Genomic DNA, 19,414 nt, shown 5'->3' with positions numbered 1-19,414 from the left:
GGTACCGACAACTCGGGTACCGACAACTCGGGCACGGACAACTCGGGCACGGACAACTCGGGTACCGACAACTCGGGTACCGACAACTCGGGTACCGACAACTCGGGTACCGACAACTCGGGTACCGACAACTCGGGCACGGACAACTCGGGCACGGACAACTCGGGTACCGACAACTCGGGCACGGACAACTCCGGGACCGACAACTCGGGTACCGACAACTCGGGCACGGACAACTCGGGTACCGACAACTCGGGTACCGACAACTCGGGCACGGACAACTCGGGTACCGACAACTCCGGCACGGACAACGCCGGCAGGGACAACTCGGGCTCGGACAACTCCGGGACCGACAACTCCGGCAGGGACAACTCGGGCGCTGACAGCTCCGGTGCCAGCACGTCGGGCAACGACGACTCGGGCGGCACCTCCGGTGCGGACACGTCGGGAGCCGGCCAGACGGCCGGCAAGGACCAGATCGCCGGTGGTGCCAGCGGCATCGGGTTCAGCACCTCGGCGTCCGGCATCAGCAGCGGCGCCGTGGGCGGACCCCACGGTGCCTACCTCCCGAACACGGGTGGGCCGGTCTCCGTGCCCCTGCTGCTCTGGGGCCTGGCGCTGACCGCCCTCGGTGGGGCCACGCTGCTGGCCGGTCGCCGCGGGCGAGGGGCCCAGGCCTAGCCGCCGGGACGAGCTCCCACCGCCAGCCGAGGCGGGTCGGGGTCGGTGCCGCCGTCCGTGAGGACGCCACCGACCCCGACCTGCCTCCGACCCAGGAGTGCAGATGACCAGCGACAGCGACCCTCAGCAGCCCGCCCGACCGCTCCCGCGCGGCGTCCGGGGCGTCCTGGTGGCCGTGGCCGTCGCAGCCGTGGCCCACACGATGGTCGTCGCGCTGTGGATCCTGCCGGACAACCTCGTGTCCGAGCAGGTCTCCGGACGATGGCTCGACGCCTACATCCAGCCGTTCTTCGAGCAGAGCTGGTCGGTCTTCGCGCCGATCCCGAAGCGCGGCACGATCGACCTCGAGGTGCGGGGGCGCGACGGTGACGACTGGGTGTCCCCGTGGGTGTCGCTCACGGCACCGGAACGCGACCAGATCCGCCTCTCCCTCGCGCCCAGCCGCTCCGCGCTGCTCACCCAGACCCTCGCCGGCTCGCTCAACGGCGCCTTCAACGGACTGTCCGAGGACCAGCGCGAGGTCGTCCCGGAGGAGGACACGCAGCGCACCCTGCGCCGGGCGCTCCTCGCCGCGGACGGCGAGCCCGCCGCGGCCCGTCGCTACCTGCGCACCGACGCGGTGCTGAACCAGCTCGCGTCCGTCGCGGCGCAGACCCTGTGGGACGGCCGCGCGACCCAGGTCGAGCTGCGGACGGTCCGACGTCAGGTCGTCGAGTACGGGACGGCCAAGGACGGCCGGCACACCGTCACCTTCCGGCCGGTCCGCTACGGCTGGCGCGACGCGGTGCCGGTCCCGCAGCCGGACCGGGGCGTGCTCCAGGACCACCTGGCGCGGGTCGGGGTGCGCCCATGAGGTCCGTCGGCCAACGGCGCATCGACCAGCGCCGGGACACGTCGAGGGTGGCCGCGGTCGTCGACCGGCTGTGCACCCACCCCTACGGCCTGCACAGCCTCGCGGCCTGCCGGATCATGCTCGGCACGATGTACGTCGGGGTGCTGCTGTCGAACCTCCGCGACCGACGGCTTCTCTGGGGGCCCGGGTCGTCCTGGATGACCCCGCTGCGGGAGGGCTACGGGTTCGACGGCTGGCTCGTCGGCCTGCAGCACCTGCCGGGCGGGTGGTTCGACGTGTACTACCTCCTCGTCCTGGCGGCCGCCGTCTGCTTCACGCTCGGCCGCCTCACCCGGACGGCGGGGGTGGTGCTCCTGCTCGGCTCAATCCAGCTCGTCGAGTCGGCCCCGTTCCTCGGCGACCAGGGCGACAACATCGCGCGGATCGGCCTCTTCTACCTGCTGTGGACGCGCTGCTCGGTCGTCTGGTCGTGGGACGCGCGCCTGCGGTGGGGTGGGATGGACTCGACCCTGCAGTACCTGGTGTGGACGCGTCTCGGGCTCGCGCGGGTGCTCGACCGCGACGCCGCTCGCGCCGTCGGCACGTTCGTCAGTAACGTGGCGCTCGGGCTGCTCATGGCGCAGATCGTGCTCGTGTACGTGACCGCAGGCCTGTACAAGGCGCGCGGCGGGCCGTGGCAGTTCGGCACGGCGCTCTACTACCCGTTGTCGTTGCCGGAGTTCCGGCCGTTCGGGTTCCTCAACGACCTGCTCGTCGCCCAGCCGGTGATCCTCGCGCTCGCGACCTGGTCGGTCGTGCTGCTGCAGGTCCTGTTCCCGCTGACGCTGGCGTGGGCGCCGGCGCGTCGCGTCGCGCTCGTCGGCATCGCGGGCAGCCACATCGGCATCGCCGTGCTGATGGGACTGCCCTGGTTCTCCCTGTCGATGCTCGCGTTCGACACGCTCTTCGTCAGCCAGCGCACGCTGCTGCGGGTGCAGGCGTTCGCGATCGACCGGTGGGACGACCTCGTCATCGCGGTCCAGAGCCGGGTGCGGAGGACGGCATGACCCGCTCAGCGGCCAGGGTCCTGGTGGGCCTGCTCGTCGCCACGCTGGCCCTCGCGGGCTGCTCGGGCTCCGACAGCAGCGGGTCTCGCGACCAGCGGTCCGAGCCGAGTGCCGACTCCCCGACCGGTACGCCGGACCCGACGGCGTCCGCCAGCCCGACGACGGACCCGCAGGTGGGTGCCGCGCTCGAGAGGCTGCGCGCGGCGTCCCGGGAGGCCAAGGCCGCGGGTGCGACGAGCATGACCGGCAGCAGCCGCACCGCGGGGGAGCGCGGGACGGTGGAGGCGACGGGCGACCTGCGCAGCGGCGCCTGGGAGGCGAGTGTCCGGTCCCCGCAGACCCGGCTCGAGGTGCGCAGCCGCTTCAACACCACCTGGGTCCACGCCGACCGGTCCTTCTGGCTGCGCAGCGGGTACACGCCGGCGTCCGCCCGCGCCGGAGCCCGAGGCTGGGTCCTCATGGAGCCCGCCGCCGGGGACCGGCTCCGCGACCAGCTCGACCCCGGCCGGATCCTCGGCCGGGCCGCTGCCCTGCGCCCCACCGACGTCGCCGAGGTCCGCGCCAACGCGGACACGTTCGAGGTGGTCCTCGACGACACCGCCGGTGCCCGCACGACGTTCGTGGTGTCGCGCCGGGGGACACCCGTCCTGCAGTCCGTGCGGCTGAGGGGCGAGGGGGTCCGCGCGGACTTCGACCTCGAGCTCGTCCGGGAGCCGGTCGTGGTCGCGACGCCCCGCCCCGACGAGGTGGTGCGGCCGTGAGCCGCCACCCCGACACGTGGCTGCCGGGCCGGGCCGCCGGCGCCTTCGCGCTCTTCGTCGCCGCGGTCCTCGTCGCCGCGGTCCTGCTGGCAGGGTGCGGCGGTGACAGCGAGCCCGCTCCGAGGCCCACGGCACGAGCGACCTTCAGCATCGCGCTGACCGACTACTGCGGGACGCTCGAGAGCCTGCGCGACGCGAACGCGCACCCACCGCCCCCGCGCGACGTGGCCCGGACCCTCGGCCCGCGGCTCGAGGTGCTCGAGCGCGCGTACGACCACCTGGAACGACTGGAGACGGACCGCACGGACAAGGCGGCCTACCGCGCCGTCGTGCGCGACCTGGGCACCGCTCGTGGCGCCCTCGAGACCACCGACGGCGATCTCTCGAACGAGGGTGTCCTCCTCGCGCTCGCGCAGATGCGCGACACCCTCGCGCGCTCGTTCGCGACCCTCGACCCGACGCTGCGCCGACGCTGCGGCATGACCGCGGAGGAGCTGGCCGGCACGCCGCTCGACCCGCCGACCACCCCGGGGTCCGGCCGCGCATGACACCCCGTGTCGCGTCTCGGATACCGTGGGTCTCTCAACTGCCGCCTCCCACGCGGCCGAGGCGGAAGGTGGTCACGTGCGCGTCGCCCTGTTGTCGTACCGCAGCAAGCAGCACGTGGGTGGCCAGGGCGTCTACGTCGAGCACCTCAGCCGAGGCCTGGTCGAGGCGGGCCACGACGTCGAGGTGATCTCCGGGCAGCCCTATCCCGTGGGCCTCGACCCGCGCGTCCGGCTCACCCGGCTGCCCAGCCTCGGCATCTACGACGAGCCCGACCCGTTCAAGCCGCCCGCGCCCTGGACGCTGCGCAGCGTCCCCGACGTCGTCGAGTGGGTCCTCAGCGTCACCGGCGCGTTCGGCGAGCCGCTCACGTTCACGCTGCGGGCGGACCGTCACCTGCGCGAGCGCGTGGGCGAGTTCGACGTCGTGCACGACAACCAGAGCCTCGGGTGGGGGCTGCTCGCGCTGCGCCGACGCCTGCCGCTCGTCGCCACGATCCACCACCCCATCAGCCGCGACCGGAAGGTCGAGCTCGAGGCCGCCCGCGGCTGGCGGAAGCTGTCCGTCGCCCGCTGGTACTCCTTCGTCGGCATGCAGGCCCGGGTGGCCCGGCGTCTGCCGTTCGTCGTCGGCGTGTCGACGGTGGCCACCGACGACACCGTCACCGACTTCGGCATCGACCCCGAGCGCATCCGCGTCGTCCCGCTCGGCGTCGACACCGACCTCTTCACTCCGGGCGGCGACCGCGTCCCGGGTCGCATCGTCGCCGTCGCCTCCGCCGACAAGCCGCTCAAGGGGGTGGCGCACCTGCTCGACGCCCTGGCGAAGGTCCGGGTCGAGCACCCCGACGTCGAGCTGCAGCTGGTCTCCTCCGTCGAGCCGGGTGGCGCCACCGACCGCCGCATCGACGCGCTGGGCCTGCGCGACTGCGTGACCACGCACAGCGGTCTGGAGGCCGAGCAGATCGCCGACCTCATGCGCTCGGCCGAGGTCATGTGCGTGCCGTCGCTCTACGAGGGCTTCTCGCTGCCGACCGTCGAGGCGCTCGCCAGCGGCACCGCCGTCGTGGCCAGCCGGGCAGGCGCCATCCCCGAGGTCGTCGGCGACGGCGAGGACGGCGACCCGTGCGCCGTGCTCGTGGAGCCGGGTGACCCCGAGGAGCTCGCGTCGGCCATCTCCGCCCTCCTCGACGACCCCGACCGCCGCACCGCCCTCGGTGCCGCCGGCCGGGCCCGCGCCCTCGAGCGCTACAGCTGGACCTCGGTGGCGCGCGCCACCGCTGACGTGTACGACGAGGCGATCCGCAGGTTCGCCGGCAAGGAGCAGTGACGTGCTGACCGTCGACTTCGACCGCCTCCGGGTGGGCGCCCGCACCCGGTTCATCGACGTGGGGGCCGGTGCCGGTCGCCACAGCTACGAGGCGCTGCGCCGGGGTGCCGACGTGACCGCGTTCGACCTCGACGAGGTCGAGCTCAAGGGCGTCGACGAGATGTTCGAGGCGATGCGCCTCGAGGGCCAGGTGCCGGAGTCCGGCCGGGGGACCGTGCAGGCCGGCACCATCCTCGACATGCCGTACGCCGACGGCAGCTTCGACGTCGTGCTCGCCTCGGAGATCCTCGAGCACGTCCCGGAGGACGTGCAGGCGATCAGCGAGCTCGTGCGCATCCTGGCCCCGGGCGGCACGCTGGCCGTCACGGTGCCGCGGCACTGGCCCGAGAAGGTCTGCTGGATGCTCTCGGACGAGTACCACGCCAACGAGGGCGGCCACATCCGCATCTACAAGGCCAGCGAGCTCGACGCCATGCTGCGCGCCGAGGGACTCGTGCACACGCACACGCACCACGCGCACGGCCTGCACGCGCCGTACTGGTGGATCAAGTGCGCGGTCGGCGTCGAGCGCGACCAGCACCCCGCTGTCCGTGCGTACCACCGGCTGCTGGTGTGGGACATGATGAAGGCGCCCCGCACCACGCGCGTGGCCGAGAAGGCGCTCAACCCGCTGCTCGGCAAGAGCGTCGCGCTGTACTACACCAAGCCGCTCGCCTGACGTGACGCTCCCGACCGCCCGCTGGGGGGACCTCCCGCTCGCGGGGGCCGCGCTCGCGCTGCCAGGCGTGCTCGACGCCGGGCAGGTGCAGGCCACCGCCGACACCATCGTGGCCGTGCAGCGGCCCGACGGGTCGATCCCCTGGTTCGAGGGCCACCACCTCGACCCGTGGGACCACCTGCAGGCGGCGATGGGCCTCGCCGTCGCCGGACGCCGCGAGGAGGCGGAGGCGGCCTACGCGTGGAGCCGCGGCGCGCAGCGGCCCGACGGGTCGTTCGCGACCGAGTACGTCGACGGCGTGGTCACGGTGCCGGCCACCGACGCGAACTTCACCGCCTACGTCGCGACCGCGGTCTGGCACCACTGGCGACTCGCCGGCGACGTCGCGTTCGTCGAGGGCATGTGGCCGACGGTGCGCGCGGCGCTCGACGTCGTGCTCGAGCTGCAGGAGCCCGCCGGGCCCGTGCGCTGGTCGCGCGGGGCCGAGGGCGACGTCGCGGACGAGGCGCTCGTGACCGGCAACGCCAGCATCCACCTCAGCCTGCGCTGCGGGGTCGCGCTGGCCCACGTCGTCGGCGAGCACGTGCCGGCGTGGCGCGACGCCGCCGTGCGGCTGCGTCGCGCGCTCGACCACGAGCCGCACCGCTTCGCCGACAAGGCCCGCTTCTCGATGGACTGGTACTACCCGGTGCTCGGCGGGGCGCTGCCCGCGGCCGTCGCGGCGGCTCGCCTGGACGCCCGCTGGGACGACTTCGTCGTGCCCGGCTTCGGTGCCCGGTGCGTCGACGACAGCCCGTGGGTCACCGGCGGCGAGACCTGCGAGCTGGTCCTCGCGCTCGACGCCGTCGGCCGCGACGTCGACGCCCGTCGCATCCTCGGCGAGATTCAGGTGCTGCGCCGCGACGACGCGACCTACTGGACCGGCTACGTCTACCCGGACGAGACGTACTGGCCGGTCGAGCAGACCACCTGGACCGCCGGCACCGTCCTGCTCGCGGTCGACGCGCTCACCCGCACCACGCCCGCGAACGGCCTGTTCCGTGGTGACGGCCTGCCGCTGCTGACCACCGACGAGGAGCGCCCGTGAGCGAGCCCGACCCCGCGCTCGACCTGCCCGGCGATCTGCGCAGCGTCGCCGACGACGTGCGCGGCTTCCTGCCCGACGACGAGGCCGACGCCCTGCGCGAGGCGGCCGGCGCCCACCTGCGGCCCGGTGGCGTGGCCGTCGAGATCGGCAGCTACTGCGGCAAGTCGGCCGTCCACCTCGGGCACGTCGCCCGGTTGCGGGGTGCGCGGCTGGTGACGATCGACCACCACCGCGGCTCCGAGGAGCAGCAGTCCGGGTGGGAGTACCACGACACGTCCCTCGTCGGCGCCGACGGACGGATGGAGACGTTGCCCTTCCTGCGCGAGACGCTGTCGCGCGCCGGGCTCGAGGACGTGGTCGACGTCGTGGTCGCCCGCTCGCCCGACGTCGCGTCGTGGTGGGGTTGCGAGCTCGACCTGGTGTTCGTCGACGGCGGCCACACCGACGAGCACGCCCAGGGCGACTACGACGGCTGGGCCCGCTGGGTGCGTCCGGGTGGCGCGCTGGTGATCCACGACGTCTTCCCCGACCCGGCCGACGGCGGCCAGGCGCCCTACCGCATCTACCTGCGTGCCCTCGACGACGGCTTCACCGAGGTCGGCCACACCGGCTCCCTCCGGGTCCTGCGCCGCTGGGGGGGGGGGGGGGGGGGGGGGGGGGGGGGGGGGGGGGGGGGGGGGGGGGGGGGGGGGGGGGGGGGGGGGGACGCTTCTCCCCCCCCCCCCCCCCCCCCCCCCCCCCCCCCCCCCCCACTCAGGGGGAGAGGGGGCGCTCGAGGAGGGCGTTGAGGCGGTCGATGAGCTGCTGGAAGCGCTGCCGGGCGTCGGCGTCGACGGTCTCGAGGACCCGCGACCTCTCGCGCAGGAGGTGGGCGGCCGGCTGGAAGCGGTCGAAGCGGTGGCCCAGGACCGTCTCGGCCTGGTGGACGATGCGTCGCCGCGGCGGCGTGCGCAGGAACCGCTTCCCGACCAGCCTGCGGTGCGAGACCACCGGACCGCCCGACTCGGCCAGCAGCCTCAGGTACCACTCGGCGTCGAAGAGGTCCTCCAGGTCGGCGTCGAGCGTGCCCGTGAGGTCGGTGAGGGGCACCAGGTGGTCGGCGGAGATCGCCCCGCGGTTCACGAGCTCCTCCACAGCTCCGCGCGACCCGGCCGGACCGTCCATCAGCACCGTCGCCGACGTCGCCGTCGTGCCGAGCAGGGCGAGGGTCGTCGGCAGCCCGGACGCGCCGCCCATGGGCGTCACCGTCCAGCGCGGGTCGAGTGCGCGGCCGCCCTCGGAGCGGAGCAGGTCGCCCATGACGGTGAGGTAGGTGACGTCCGACGGCGACGACACGAGCAGCTGGTGCGGGCTGCTGACGAGCGTGCGGGCCAGGTCGGCGCCCAGTGCGGCGAGCAGCGGCACCGTCGTCTCCGAGCCGGCGCTCCACAGCTCGGAGCTGACCGTGGTGCCACGGTCGCCGACGTTCTCGAGCACCCGGCACCGGGAGAGGCGCCCGGCGTCGACGAGGTAGGGCGAGTGCGTCGAGTAGACCACCTGGTGGTGGGGCTCGAGCTGCTCCTTCAGGTACCGCAGCAGGTCGCCCTGGGCGTTCGCGTGCAGGTTCATGCCCGGCTCGTCCAGCAGCACGACCCTGCGCTCCTGCCCCGCGAACTCCGAGAAGGCGGCGAGGAAGGAGAAGAACCAGAGGAAGCCGCTCGAGCGCTCGGCGACGTTCAGGCTGACGCCGCGACGCTCGTCGCGCACCCTGACGTGCAGCCACGGCTCCGGCGTGGCCAGGCCCACCGTCTCGAGGGCGAGCTCGACGGACAGGTCGCGGTTCTGGCTCCAGTACGCGAGGAGCTGGTCGGTCAGACGGGTCGCGGCGGCGGCGAGGGCGGCCTGGTGCGCGTCGAGGTCGTCCGCGCCGAACGACGCGTCGGCGACGCCGGCGAGCCGCAGCAGGGCCAGCGCGGTGCGCTCAGACGGGTAGAGGTCCGCCGCGTCGAGCTCCTGCAGACGTCGGATCGAGACGCTCCCCGGCAGCACGTTGTGGTCGTCGAAGTACTGGAAGCCCGGCAGCATCGAGGTGAGGTCGGCGAGCGTCGGGGCCGAGACCTCCAGGGGCGTGCCGTCCTCGTCGACCGCCCAGTGCAGCGTGTCGTCGCCGTAGCGGCGGCTCACGTACAGCGGCGTCGTCGGCAGCAGCTCGCCGGTGCGCTCCAGCCGTTGACGGTCCGCGTAGTCGAGCTCGACCTCGAGCGTCACCGGCCGGACGTCGTCGATCCGGTCGCGGTCCGCCCCGAGGTCGCGGCGGGGGTAGTCGCGGCGGGCGGTGAACGCCGCCGGGTGCCCGCTCGGTAGCGGGTTGGCGCGGTAGAGGGCCTGCAGCATGGCCGTCTTGCCCGACTCGTTCTTGCCGACGAGCGTGGTGAGGCCCTCGTCGAGCGCGAGGCGCCCCGAGTCCTGCACGGACATGACCTTGCGGACCCGTGCAGCGACCAGTCGCATGCCTCGAACCTCCCTGGGTGGTGCCGGCAGGAGACAGGCTACTGGTCCGGACGCCGGTGTCCGCGACCTCGACGCAGTCTCCGTAGCCTGGTCCGGTGGACGACGTGACCGCAGGGGTGCTGCTGTTCCTCGCCGCGGCGGCCTTCGTCGCCGGGTGGGTCGACGCGGTGGTCGGCGGGGGCGGGCTGGTGCAGCTGCCCGCGCTGCTCGTCGCGTTCCCGCAGGCGGCGCCGGTGCAGCTGCTCGCGACGAACAAGGTCGGCTCCATCGCCGGCACCACGACGTCGAGCCTGACCTACCTGCGGCGCGTCCGGCTCGACCTGCGCACGGCCGCCCCGCTCGCCGCGGCGGCGTTCGTCGGCTCGCTGCTGGGGGCGGTCGTGGCGTCGTGGATCCCGCGAGCGGCGTTCAACCCGGTGATCCTGGTGGTGCTGGTCGCCGTCGGCCTGTTCACGGTGCTGCGACCGGAGCTGGGCCAGGTGGCCGCGCTGCGCTTCGACGGGCGCCGTCACTACGCGGCCGCGCTCTGCATCGGGGCCGGTGTCGGCTTCTACGACGGGGCGCTCGGGCCGGGGACGGGCTCGTTCTTCGTGTTCGCGCTGGTGGGGGTGCTGGGCTACGGGTTCCTCGAGGCCAGCGGCAAGGCGAAGCTCGCGAACTTCGCGACGAACCTGGCCGCGCTCGCCGTGTTCGTGCCCCAGGGCGTGGTGATGTGGCAGGTGGCCGCGGTGCTCGCGGTGTGCAACGTGGCGGGCGGCTACCTCGGCGCCCGGCTGGCGGTGGCCCGCGGCAGCCGGTTCGTGCGGGCGGTGTTCGTGGTGGTCGTGTGCGCCTTCACGCTGCGGATCGGGTGGGACACCTGGCAGCAGCTCGTCGGCTGAACCCGGCCGCTGGTTCCCATCATCTGATGGGAACCAGCAGCCCACCTCGGGAGTCCCTCGCTCACCCTGGGAGCGGTCCTCAGGGGAGTGAGGGACTTCCAGGGTGAGTGCGACGGATCAGCCCTGGCGAGCCTTGAGGCGCGGGTTCTGCTTGTTGATGACGTAGGTGCGACCGCGACGGCGCACCACCTGCGAGCCGGGCTGGTTCTTCAGCGAGCGCAGCGAGTTGCGGACCTTCATGGTTCCTCCTGGAGTGGTGCTGGTGGATGGGCGTGCGGCAGGTCAGACGCCGTCGACGAGACCGCGGTGCACGGCCTTGACGAGCCGCCGCGGGACGTGGACGGTGCGGCCGTCGACGGTCACCGGCACGAGGTCGGGCCGGGTGGCCTTCCACTGCGACCGGCGGTGGCGGGTGTTGCTGCGTGAGGTCTTGCGCTTGGGGACTGCCATGGTTCCTCCTGGTCAGGCGGCGCGGCGGACGTCGCCGAGCCAGGGTTCGAGGCCGTCCTCGACGACCTCCCAGTACGGGCCGCGCTCGGCCATCTCGGTGTCGGTGAGCAGGCAGTGCTCGAAGGCGGCCTGCACGTCGTCGGGCGTGCTCGCGAGCGGTCCCGACACCAGTCCGTGCACGACGATGCGGGTCAGCGGGGCGCTGGCACCCCAGGGCGACGCCGTGCCGATGCTCAGCTGGCCGCCGGCTCCGTCCCACACGCACACGTCGGCGGGACGGCTGGGCAGCCAGAACGACCCGCGGGACCGGCGGGGTCCGCCGCCGATGCGCTCGATGCTCTCCAGCAGCCGGTCGGGGTGGAACGGGCGGTCCGAGCGCAGGTCGAGCGTCCAGACGTGCTCGGACGCGTACCGCGGCAGCTCGCCCCGGCGGACGACGTCGACCCAGGCCTCGGTCACGGCGTGCAGGTGCGCACCGTCGACGAGCGGACCGGCGTCGAGGGCCGACGGGTCGCCGACGACGGGCACCTGCGGTCGGGCGAGCGCGCGGAGCAGGTCGCGGGCGTCCGGGGAGGACGTCCCGGCGAGGACGACGGCGTCGGCGTACTCGACGATCGCGGCAGCGGTCTCGGCCACGCCGCGGGTGTCGTCCTCGCTGGTGTGCAGGGACCGTTCGTGGAGCAGGTCGTCGCCCAGCAGGTCGGCCAGCACGGTCTCGCCGTCGAGGGCGGCGACGACGGCGGCCACGTGCACGTGGGGCGCGACGTCGGCGTAGGACTCGATGACCCGGCAGGCCTGGAGCGCCTCGGCGGCGACGGGCAGGTGCGCGACGACGGTGCCCCAGCGGCCGCTGGCGGCGAGCCGCTCGAGGGTCGGCACGACGTCCTCGCGCAGCGCGCAGGCGACGCAGGCGTGCTCGAGCTCGTGCACGTGGCGCTCCACGACACCGGTGAGGTCGCTGACGACGCGCGTGAGCCGCTGGTTCTCCACGTCGAGGGTGTGGCGGACGACGACGGCGGAGGGCAGGTCGAACTGCAGGCCGACGGTGACGGCCTCCATGGCCGCGTCGCCGATGCCGGTCACCAGCACGGCGGGGATGCTGCGCTCGAGGATCCGGCGACGACTGCGACGAGGGGCAGGGCTCATCGTCCGGCCTGCCCGTAGCGCCGCCGGAAGCGCTCGACGCGGCCCTCGGTGTCGACGACGCGTCCGCGGCCGGTCCAGAACGGGTGGCTCGCGCTCGAGATCTCGACGTCGACGACCGGTAGCGTGCGTCCGTCGACCTCGACGGTGGGCTGGTCGGCGGGCAGTCGCTCGGGCAGCGTCGAGCGGGTGACGAGCAGGAGGTCGCCGGAGCGGTCGCGGAAGGCGACCTCCTCGTAGCGGGGGTGCTGGTTCTTCTTCACGAGAGATCTCCGGTAGTCTGTTGCGAACGATTGTCATTCTACACAGGAGGTCGCCGTGTCGCGCACCTGCCAGGTCACGGGGGCCACCCCCGGCTTCGGCCACCACGTCTCGCACTCGCACCGTCGCACCAAGCGACGCTTCGACGTCAACGTCCAGAAGAAGCGGTACTGGGTGCCGAGCCTCGGCCGCCACGTCACGCTCACGCTCAGCGCGCGCGGCATCAAGACGGTCGACGTCCGCGGCATCGACGCCGTGGTCGCCGACATCCTCGCCCGAGGGGAGAGGCTCTGATGGCCAAGAGAGGCAACGAGCTGCGCCCGATCGTGAAGCTGCGCTCGACGGCCGGCACGGGCACGACCTACGTCACGCGCAAGAACCGCCGCAACGACCCCGACCGGCTGGTGCTGCGCAAGTACGACCCGAAGATCCGCAAGCACGTCGAGTTCAAGGAGGAGCGCTGATGGCCAAGCGCAGCAAGATCGTCGCCAACGAGCGGCGCAAGGAGACCGTGGAGCGCTACCGCGAGCGGCGTGACGCCCTGCGCGCCGCGTCGCGCGACGCCAGCCTGTCGATGGCCGAGCGGATGGAGGCCTCGCGGGCCCTCGCCCGGCTGCCGCGCGACTCGTCGCCGTCGCGGGTGCGCAACCGCGACCAGGTCGACGGGCGTCCCCGGGGCCACCTGCGGGTCGCGGGACTGTCGCGGATCCGCTTCCGCGAGGGTGCCCACCGCGGCGAGCTGCCCGGCATCACGAAGTCGAGCTGGTAGTCAGCCGTCGACGCCGGGCGGGGACAGCAGACGCGTCTCGACCCGCTCGGCGACGAGGTCGGGCGTGCCGTCGGCCCGGCGCGTCGGCACCCACCGCTCGTCGACCACGACGTCGCGGTCCTCGAGCACCAGGTCGAACGCCGCCCGCACCTGCAGGGCCATCCGCCCGAGTGCCGTGAGCCCCTGGTGCTGGTGCTCGCGGCGGCCGAGGTCGGCCTGCGCCGTGGCGTCGAGACCGTGCTTGCGCACGGCGTGCAGCAGCATCCCGACGTCGACGCCGTAGCCGCTCACGACGGGCAGGTCGACGAACGCGTCGCGCACGAACGCGCACTCGCCGGCGAGCGGCTGGACGAAGCCGCCGAGCTCGGGCGCGCGTCGGGCGATCTCGGGCCGTGCCACGAGCTCGGTCACCCGACCGCCCCCGCCGTCGTGCGTGGGTCGGTCGTAGAAGGCCTTGACCAGCACCAGTGACGGGTCGCGGAGCAGCGGACCGAGGAGCCGGGCCACGAAGGCCGGGTCGAAGCCGGTCACGTCGGCGTCGAGGAACACGCCGACGTCGCCCTGCATCCGCGCGATGCCGGTGCGCATGGCCGCGCCCTTGCCGCCGTCGAACGCGGGGTCGGGGTCGGCCACGGCGACCACCGTGGCCCCGGCGTCACGCGCGACCTGGGCCGTCGCGTCGCCCGAGCGCGAGTCGACCACGAGCACCTCGTCGACGAGGGGGACGAGGTCGCACAGGGCGGTGCGCACGCGCTGCACGATGGCACCGATCGTCGGGGCCTCGTCGCGCGCGGGGAGGACCACCGTGACGCCACGTCCTGCCTTGGCCTCGACGAGGTCGCCGAGCGGGTGTGACGCGTCGAACGTGCGGGTCTCGAACCAGCGTCGTGCCTCAGACAAGGCCGCGCACCGCCCGAGCGGGTGGCCGGTCGCCGACCAGCGTGGCCGTCATCTCGAGGACGCGGCGGGTGGCGACCACGTCGTGGGTACGGAACATCGCGCACCCGGCCGCCGCGGTGAGCGCGGTGGTGGCCAGCGTCCCCTCCAGGCGGTCCTCAGGAGGCAGCCCCAGGGTCTCCCCGATGAAGTCCTTCCGTGACAGCGCCATGAGGACGGGCCATCCGGTGGCCACCAGTGTGTCCGCCCGTCGGGCGAGCTCGAGGCTGTGGAACGTGTTCTTGCCGAAGTCGTGGGTGGGGTCGACGAGCACGCCCTCGCGCGGCACCCCTGCCGCGACCGCCGCCTCCGCAGCGCGCGTGGTGGTCGTGACGACGTCGGCCACGACGTCGTCGTAGCGCACCCGGTGCGGGCGGGTGCGGGGGAGGGCGCCGCCGGTGTGCGAGCAGACGTACCCGAGACCGTGCTCGGCCGCCACGTGCACGACGTCGGGGTCGTGGCCGGCCCACGTGTCGTTCAGCAGGTCCGCCCCGGCCGCCGCCGCTGCCTGCGCCACGTCGGCGCGCCAGGTGTCGATGCTGATGACGACGTCGGGCTCCGCGTCGCGCACCGCCTCGATGAAGGGCACGGTGCGCCGCACCTCCTCCGCGGGGTCGACGTCGGCGCCCGGGCCGGCCTTCACGCCGCCGATGTCGACGACCTCCGCGCCGTCGGCGACGGCGCGACGCACGGCGTCGAGCGCCGACGTGGGGTCGAAGGTGGCCCCACGGTCGTAGAACGAGTCCGGCGTGCGGTTGATGATCGCCATCACGAGGGCCCGGTCCCGGACGACGCGGCGTCCGCGGAAGGTCAGGTCGGCCACGACGTCATGCTCCCAGACAGTCCCACGCGACGCCGCTCGACCAGGTCGCGCCACTCACGACCCGAGAGGGTGTCGCGCGATGGCCTGCTGCACGGCGTCGACCGCCTCCTGCAGGTCGGCGACGTGGGTGCCGCCCTCGACGCTCCAGCCGGGTCCGCCGAGCAGGACGTCGGTGCGGTCGGCCGCGGCGTCGAGCACCGAGGCGAGGGCGTTGCCGTCGAAGTGCACGATGGACGCCCAGAGGAAGACGGCTGCGGGCTCGAGCCGGATCGTCATGCCGGCGATCGCGCTGAACGGGGTGCGCTGGCCGAGCATGTGGCAGCCCACCTCCAGATCGGCGAGCGCGCACTGCAGCGCGAGCAGCGGCAGCACGTGGTGCTCGTCCTCGGCGCAGGCGAGCAGGACGGGGCGGTGGTCCTGCCCCTTGGTGCGACGCGACGCGAGCCGCGCACGCAGCGCGGTGTGCAGCGCGTCGCTCACGAGGTGCTCGCCGTCGACGCCGACGCTGCCGCGGTACCACTCCTCGCCGACGCGACGCATCGACGGCGCGATGTGGTCGGTCCAGGCGCTGATGGTGCCGAGGTCGTCGAGCTTGCGCACGAACAGCGTGCGCAGGCCCTCGGCGTCGTACGCGCGGGTGGCGGCGATGACGGCGTCGGCGAAGGCGTCGGCGCCCTCGGTGCGCTCCATCGGGTCGCCGCTGATGGCCGCGCGGGCCGCGGCCGCCGGGCCGAGACCGCTGTCGACGAGCAAGTGCATCCGCTGCAGACGCTCGACGTCCGCGGCGTCGTAGCGACGGTGTCCGCCGGCGCTGCGCGCGGACGGACCGAGCTCGTAGCGGCGCTCCCACGTGCGCAACGTGGAGGCGGGGACGCCGAGCTTCTCCGCGACCTCGCCCACGGACAGCAGGGTCGCCTGCTGCGCCTGGGTGGTCGGATCGGTGGAAGCCATGCCGCCATCATAGAACTTGTTCACCCACTTGCCAACCTGAACAAGTTGTCGTTAAGGTCTGAACAACAACGACCTCACCGGCACGAGTCCCCCGAGGCAGCTTCCCGAAGGAGTGCACGATGGCAAACCTCAAGAACCTCCCGCTCCCGCTGCAAGAGGTCTACGAGTGGCAGTACCAGGGCGCGTGCCAGGGCCTGGAGTCCGCCCGGTTCTTCTCGCCCGACGCCGAGCGCGGCTCCCGACGTCGTGACCGCGAGTCCGCGGCCAAGGCGATCTGCGCGACCTGCCCCGTCATCCACGAGTGCCGCGAGCACGCGCTGGCCGCCCGCGAGCCCTACGGCGTGTGGGGTGGTCTGACCGAGCACGAGCGCACGGAGATCCTGGCGCAGTCGCAGCGCGACCTCGCCTCCTGAACCAGCGGGCTCAGTCGGGGTCGAGGGCCGTCCGGCCCTCGGCCAGCAGGTCCGCGGCGTGCTTGTCCTCCGTCGGCGCCTGCGGGTCGACGCTCCGGTCGACCTGCTCGTTGAGGTAGCGGAAGAGCTCGGCCGACGCGGCGGCGACCGGCACGGCGAGGAAGGCTCCGGTCACGCCGAAGAGCGTGCCACCGGCGGTGACGGACATGAGGACCACACCGGCGTGCAGGTTCATCGTCTTGCCCTGGAGCCACGGCGACAGCACGTTCCCCTCGAGCTGCTGGACGCCGATGACGATCAGGGCGGCGATGACCGCCGCCTTGAAGTCGTTGGTCACGAGGGTCACGAGCACGGCGAGGATGCCGCTGGCGAAGGCGCCGATGATCGGGATGAACCCACCGAAGAACGTGATGACGGCCAGCGGGATGGCCAGCGGCACGCCGAGGATCGCCAGGCCGATGCCGATGAGGACGGCGTCGATGAACGCGACGAGGCTCTGGGTGCGGATGAAGCCGCCGATCGTGCCCCAGACACGGCCGAGCAGCTCGCTCAGGTGCGCGCCGGCACGGTGGCCGCCGAGCGTCGTGAGCCACGGCAGGAACCGGTGCCCGTCCTTGATGAAGAAGAACGTCAGCATGAGGATGAGCACCAGGTTGAGCACCGCGTTCGTCGCGGCGCTCAGCGTGGAGAAGATGCCCGAGCTGATGGCGGCGGCGCTGTCCTGGAGCCGGTCCTGGACCGCGGCGATCGCCCGCGTGATCTGGCCGTCCGACAGCGAGAGCGGTCCGTCCGTGAGCCAGTTGCGCACCTCCTGCAGGCCGCCGGAGGCCTGCTTGGCGATCGCCGGCGCCTGACCGGCCACCTGCGGCGTGAGGATCGCGATGGTGGCCACGACGACGCCGAGGAACGTGAGCATGACGATCAGCGCGGCGAGGGTGCTGGGCACCTTGTGCCGGCGCAGCCAGCTGACCGGCGGGGAGAGCACCGTCGCGACGAGCAGCGCGATCGACAGCGGGAAGAACACCATCCAGAGGCTGCCGACCACCCAGCCGAGCACGAAGAGGGCCGCCGCCACCACGACGACGCGCAGGCCCCAGCGCTGCATGGTGGCGAAGGCCTCGTCGATGACGACGGCGCGGTCGCGGACGCGGGGGGTGCTCATGGGGCTCAGCCTAGGCGGAGGGCTCCGCCGCGGGCGGCAGCCGCCAGTCGATCGGCGCGGTGCCCAGCGTCTTCAGGTACCCGTTGACCCGGCTGAACGGTCGCGAGCCGAAGAAGCCCCGCGACGCCGACAGCGGGCTGGGGTGGGGGCTCGCGACCACCGGGACGTCGCCGAGCAGCGGCTGCAGGTCCTGCGCCTGGCGTCCCCACAGCACCGCGACGAGCGGGGCGTCGCGGGCGACGAGCGCGCGGATGGCCTGCTCGGTGACCTTCTCCCACCCCATGCCGCGGTGGCTCGCGGGCGCGCCGACGCCGACGGTGAGGACGCGGTTCAGCAGCAGCACGCCCTGGGCGGCCCAGGCGCTCAGGTCGCCGTGGGCCGATCGCGGCACGCCGAGGTCGGCCTCCAGCTCGGTGAAGAGGTTCGCCAGGCTCCGCGGGACCGGCCGCACGTCGGGCTGCACCGAGAACGACAGCCCCATGGGGTGCCCGGGCGTGGGGTAAGGGTCCTGGCCGACGACGAGCACCTTGACGTCGGCGAACGGCTCGCGGAAGGCGCGCAGGATCGCGCTGCCGGCGGGGAGCCACGGGCGGCCCTCGGCCGTCTCGCGGCGGAGCACGTCGCCGAGGCGGTGGATCTCGTCCTCGACCGGGGCGAGTGCGTCGGCCCACCCGGGCCCGACGACGTCGGGGAGCGGTTGCGGCATGTGCCGCATTCCACCAGACGAGCAGCGTCGCCGCCCGCCCCGGGCGTCCTCCGCGTCGCACGGACGACCGCTGACGACCGACGTCGCGGCCGCGACTAGACTGCTCGGCGCAGTGTCAGCCATCGCCGCGTACCGCACGCTGCTGCGGATCGTCGGGCCCGCCTACGTCGCCGTAGCCTTCCTCGGGCGAGTCCCGCTTGCCATGAGCCAGATGGGCACCCTGCTGCTGGTCAGCGCCGCGACCGGACGGTACGCGCTCGGTGGTGCCGCGGCGGGTGCGCTGGCCGTCGCGAACGCCGTGGGTGCCCCGTTCTTCGGCTCGCTCGCCGACCGGGTCGGCCAGCGGCCGGTCGTGCTCGTGCAGTCGTGGGCCGGAGGTGCCGGACTCGCCGCCATCGTGTGGACCACGCAGGCGGGCGCGCCGCCGGCCGCCATCATCGCCGTCGCCGCCCTCGCCGGTCTCGCGACGCCGCAGATCGGACCGCTCGCCCGCGTGCGCTGGCAGCCCATCACGAAGGACGCGCCCGACCAGCGCCGGCTCGTCGACGCCGCGTTCTCCTACGAGGGAGCCGCCGACGAGGTGTCGTTCGTGCTCGGGCCGGCCACCGTGGGGCTCCTCGCCGTCGTCGTCGCGCCGGGCGACGCGCTGCTCGTGGCGGGCGGGGTGCTGGTGGCCTTCGGATCCTGGTTCGCGCTGCACCCGACCGCCGCGCTGACCCGGCCCGAGGCCGGCGTGCCCCGGTCGACGGCACCGGTGCTCACCGGCGTGCTCGGCGTGCTCGCCCTCGCGCAGCTGTGCATCGGCATGGTCTTCGGTGCCACCCAGACGGGCTCGACGGTGCTCGCCACCGCCCAGGGCGAGCCCGGGCAGGCCGGCCTGATCCACGCGACGCTGGGCGTGGGCAGCGCCATCGCCGGCCTCGCGATCGCCGCGCTGCCGGAACGGATCGGCTACCCGACGCGCATGGTCGCCTCGGCGGCGGCCCTGCTCGTCCTCTCGGCGCCGCTGCTCCTCGTGCAGACGATCGGCCAGCTCGTCGCGGTCATCGCCCTGCTCGGCTTCGCCGTGGCGCCCTACATGATCAGCAACTTCGCCATGGCGGGCGCGGTCGTCGTGCCCGAGCGCGTGGGCACGGCCATGACGCTGCTCGCGGGCGCCACCGGCATCGGGTACGCCCTCGGCTCGACGGTGGCCGGTCGGCTCGCCGACGTCGGGGGCCACACCCCGGCGTTCGCCGTGACGGTCGCCGCGACCGGGCTCGCCCTCGTCGTGTCGACCCTGTTCCGGGCTCGTCAGGGTCGCGGTGGGACGCGACCGGACGTCCGCACGGCCTGAGAGGTCCGGTGGCCGCCCCTGTTGGGCCGCCCGAGTCGGTTGTGGCACGGTCGAGGCGTCGAGGAGAGGAGT

The 19,414-nt window shown here is 73.6% G+C and carries 25 protein-coding genes; 15 read left to right on the top strand and 10 right to left on the bottom strand.

What is annotated here, in order from left to right:
- From AC3WRM_RS06315 to AC3WRM_RS06275, 9 genes are all read left to right on the top strand, one after another.
- Window positions 1-681, top strand: a 681-nt coding sequence (locus AC3WRM_RS06315) for a hypothetical protein (RefSeq protein WP_492270916.1), incomplete at its 5' end; no start/stop codon positions are given.
- 103 nt (window positions 682-784) lie between these two features.
- Window positions 785-1,534 carry a DUF5819 family protein gene (locus tag AC3WRM_RS06310; protein WP_492248893.1) on the top strand — a complete coding sequence of 250 codons (750 nt, stop codon included), beginning with the start codon at window positions 785-787 and terminating at the stop codon, window positions 1,532-1,534.
- Window positions 1,531-2,580, top strand: coding sequence for an HTTM domain-containing protein (locus AC3WRM_RS06305; protein WP_492248892.1), 1,050 nt, complete (start codon window positions 1,531-1,533; stop codon window positions 2,578-2,580). Before AC3WRM_RS06310 ends, AC3WRM_RS06305 begins: the two co-directional genes overlap by 4 nt.
- The gene (locus AC3WRM_RS06300; protein WP_492248891.1) at window positions 2,577-3,341 is read left to right on the top strand and encodes a hypothetical protein; all 765 of its coding nucleotides are present in this window, start codon (window positions 2,577-2,579) and stop codon (window positions 3,339-3,341) included. Before AC3WRM_RS06305 ends, AC3WRM_RS06300 begins: the two co-directional genes overlap by 4 nt.
- Window positions 3,338-3,889 (top strand): hypothetical protein, encoded by a 552-nt coding sequence (locus tag AC3WRM_RS06295; RefSeq protein WP_492248890.1) that lies wholly within the window; start codon window positions 3,338-3,340, stop codon window positions 3,887-3,889. The genes AC3WRM_RS06300 and AC3WRM_RS06295 overlap by 4 nt, the downstream gene beginning before the upstream one ends.
- A 76-nt stretch (window positions 3,890-3,965) precedes the next feature.
- Window positions 3,966-5,216 carry a glycosyltransferase family 4 protein gene (locus AC3WRM_RS06290; RefSeq protein WP_492248889.1) on the top strand — a complete coding sequence of 417 codons (1,251 nt, stop codon included), beginning with the start codon at window positions 3,966-3,968 and terminating at the stop codon, window positions 5,214-5,216.
- A 1-nt stretch (window position 5,217) separates the two neighbouring features.
- The gene (locus AC3WRM_RS06285) at window positions 5,218-5,934 is read left to right on the top strand and encodes a class I SAM-dependent methyltransferase (RefSeq protein ID WP_492248888.1); all 717 of its coding nucleotides are present in this window, start codon (window positions 5,218-5,220) and stop codon (window positions 5,932-5,934) included.
- Between the two features lies 1 nt (window position 5,935).
- The gene (locus tag AC3WRM_RS06280) at window positions 5,936-7,021 is read left to right on the top strand and encodes a glucosidase family protein (protein ID WP_492248887.1); all 1,086 of its coding nucleotides are present in this window, start codon (window positions 5,936-5,938) and stop codon (window positions 7,019-7,021) included.
- A complete protein-coding gene (locus AC3WRM_RS06275) occupies window positions 7,018-7,809 on the top strand; it encodes a class I SAM-dependent methyltransferase (RefSeq protein WP_492270915.1) in 792 nt (263 codons plus the stop codon). The genes AC3WRM_RS06280 and AC3WRM_RS06275 overlap by 4 nt, the downstream gene beginning before the upstream one ends.
- Here AC3WRM_RS06275 and AC3WRM_RS06270 read toward each other — a convergent pair.
- On the bottom strand, window positions 7,775-9,511 hold the full coding sequence (locus tag AC3WRM_RS06270; RefSeq protein WP_492248885.1) for an ATP-dependent nuclease: 1,737 nt from the start codon (window positions 9,509-9,511) through the stop codon (window positions 7,775-7,777). The genes AC3WRM_RS06275 and AC3WRM_RS06270 overlap by 35 nt on opposite strands.
- 95 nt (window positions 9,512-9,606) lie before the next feature.
- Here AC3WRM_RS06270 and AC3WRM_RS06265 point away from each other — a divergent pair, with 95 nt between their 5' ends.
- Window positions 9,607-10,392 carry a TSUP family transporter gene (locus AC3WRM_RS06265; RefSeq protein WP_492248884.1) on the top strand — a complete coding sequence of 262 codons (786 nt, stop codon included), beginning with the start codon at window positions 9,607-9,609 and terminating at the stop codon, window positions 10,390-10,392.
- Between the two features lie 117 nt (window positions 10,393-10,509).
- Here the strand turns inward: AC3WRM_RS06265 and ykgO are convergent, their stop codons facing one another.
- From ykgO to AC3WRM_RS06245, 4 genes are read right to left on the bottom strand one after another with little or no spacing between them, the layout of a single operon-like run.
- Entirely contained in the window at window positions 10,510-10,632 is a 123-nt protein-coding gene (gene ykgO / locus AC3WRM_RS06260; RefSeq protein WP_023645249.1) for a type B 50S ribosomal protein L36, read from the bottom strand.
- A 42-nt stretch (window positions 10,633-10,674) separates the two neighbouring features.
- Window positions 10,675-10,842 (bottom strand): 50S ribosomal protein L32, encoded by a 168-nt coding sequence (gene rpmF, locus AC3WRM_RS06255; protein ID WP_492248883.1) that lies wholly within the window; start codon window positions 10,840-10,842, stop codon window positions 10,675-10,677.
- 12 nt (window positions 10,843-10,854) lie between these two features.
- Window positions 10,855-11,988: a GTP-binding protein gene (locus AC3WRM_RS06250; RefSeq protein WP_492248882.1), complete on the bottom strand. Its 1,134-nt coding sequence runs from the start codon at window positions 11,986-11,988 to the stop codon at window positions 10,855-10,857.
- Entirely contained in the window at window positions 11,985-12,248 is a 264-nt protein-coding gene (locus tag AC3WRM_RS06245; RefSeq protein WP_492248881.1) for a type B 50S ribosomal protein L31, read from the bottom strand. The genes AC3WRM_RS06250 and AC3WRM_RS06245 overlap by 4 nt, the downstream gene beginning before the upstream one ends.
- Before the next feature lie 55 nt (window positions 12,249-12,303).
- Between AC3WRM_RS06245 and rpmB the strand changes: the two genes are divergently transcribed.
- The 3 genes from rpmB to rpsN are packed head-to-tail and all read left to right on the top strand — an operon-like array spanning window position 12,304 to window position 13,015.
- Window positions 12,304-12,540 carry a 50S ribosomal protein L28 gene (gene rpmB / locus AC3WRM_RS06240; protein WP_067854070.1) on the top strand — a complete coding sequence of 79 codons (237 nt, stop codon included), beginning with the start codon at window positions 12,304-12,306 and terminating at the stop codon, window positions 12,538-12,540.
- Window positions 12,540-12,710 (top strand): 50S ribosomal protein L33, encoded by a 171-nt coding sequence (gene rpmG, locus AC3WRM_RS06235; protein ID WP_067854075.1) that lies wholly within the window; start codon window positions 12,540-12,542, stop codon window positions 12,708-12,710. The genes rpmB and rpmG overlap by 1 nt, the downstream gene beginning before the upstream one ends.
- Window positions 12,710-13,015 (top strand): 30S ribosomal protein S14, encoded by a 306-nt coding sequence (gene rpsN / locus AC3WRM_RS06230; RefSeq protein ID WP_492248880.1) that lies wholly within the window; start codon window positions 12,710-12,712, stop codon window positions 13,013-13,015. The genes rpmG and rpsN overlap by 1 nt, the downstream gene beginning before the upstream one ends.
- On the opposite strand, the gene AC3WRM_RS06225 is transcribed toward rpsN, so the two are convergent.
- The 3 genes from AC3WRM_RS06225 to AC3WRM_RS06215 are packed head-to-tail and all read right to left on the bottom strand — an operon-like array spanning window position 13,016 to window position 15,725.
- Window positions 13,016-13,915, bottom strand: coding sequence for a glucosyl-3-phosphoglycerate synthase (locus AC3WRM_RS06225; RefSeq protein ID WP_492248879.1), 900 nt, complete (start codon window positions 13,913-13,915; stop codon window positions 13,016-13,018).
- Window positions 13,908-14,774, bottom strand: coding sequence for a dihydropteroate synthase (gene folP / locus AC3WRM_RS06220; RefSeq protein ID WP_492248878.1), 867 nt, complete (start codon window positions 14,772-14,774; stop codon window positions 13,908-13,910). The genes AC3WRM_RS06225 and folP overlap by 8 nt, the downstream gene beginning before the upstream one ends.
- Before the next feature lie 54 nt (window positions 14,775-14,828).
- Window positions 14,829-15,725 (bottom strand): MerR family transcriptional regulator, encoded by an 897-nt coding sequence (locus AC3WRM_RS06215; RefSeq protein WP_492248877.1) that lies wholly within the window; start codon window positions 15,723-15,725, stop codon window positions 14,829-14,831.
- 119 nt (window positions 15,726-15,844) lie between these two features.
- On the opposite strand from AC3WRM_RS06215, the gene AC3WRM_RS06210 reads away from it, so the two are divergent.
- Window positions 15,845-16,138: a WhiB family transcriptional regulator gene (locus AC3WRM_RS06210; protein WP_492248876.1), complete on the top strand. Its 294-nt coding sequence runs from the start codon at window positions 15,845-15,847 to the stop codon at window positions 16,136-16,138.
- A gap of 10 nt (window positions 16,139-16,148) precedes the next feature.
- Here the strand turns inward: AC3WRM_RS06210 and AC3WRM_RS06205 are convergent, their stop codons facing one another.
- Both AC3WRM_RS06205 and AC3WRM_RS06200 read right to left on the bottom strand, forming a co-directional pair.
- Window positions 16,149-17,300 (bottom strand): AI-2E family transporter, encoded by a 1,152-nt coding sequence (locus tag AC3WRM_RS06205; protein ID WP_492248875.1) that lies wholly within the window; start codon window positions 17,298-17,300, stop codon window positions 16,149-16,151.
- 10 nt (window positions 17,301-17,310) lie between these two features.
- Window positions 17,311-18,006, bottom strand: coding sequence for a uracil-DNA glycosylase (locus tag AC3WRM_RS06200; RefSeq protein ID WP_492248874.1), 696 nt, complete (start codon window positions 18,004-18,006; stop codon window positions 17,311-17,313).
- Window positions 18,007-18,118: 112 nt separating this feature from the next.
- On the opposite strand from AC3WRM_RS06200, the gene AC3WRM_RS06195 reads away from it, so the two are divergent.
- Window positions 18,119-19,342: an MFS transporter gene (locus AC3WRM_RS06195; protein ID WP_492248873.1), complete on the top strand. Its 1,224-nt coding sequence runs from the start codon at window positions 18,119-18,121 to the stop codon at window positions 19,340-19,342.
- The last annotated feature ends 72 nt before the right edge of the window (window positions 19,343-19,414 follow it).

Source organism: Aeromicrobium sp. EU05-FHT14F07 (assembly GCF_058790455.1).
Note: the sequence above shows the minus strand (reverse complement) of the source record. Positions and strands in the feature narration are given on the sequence as shown.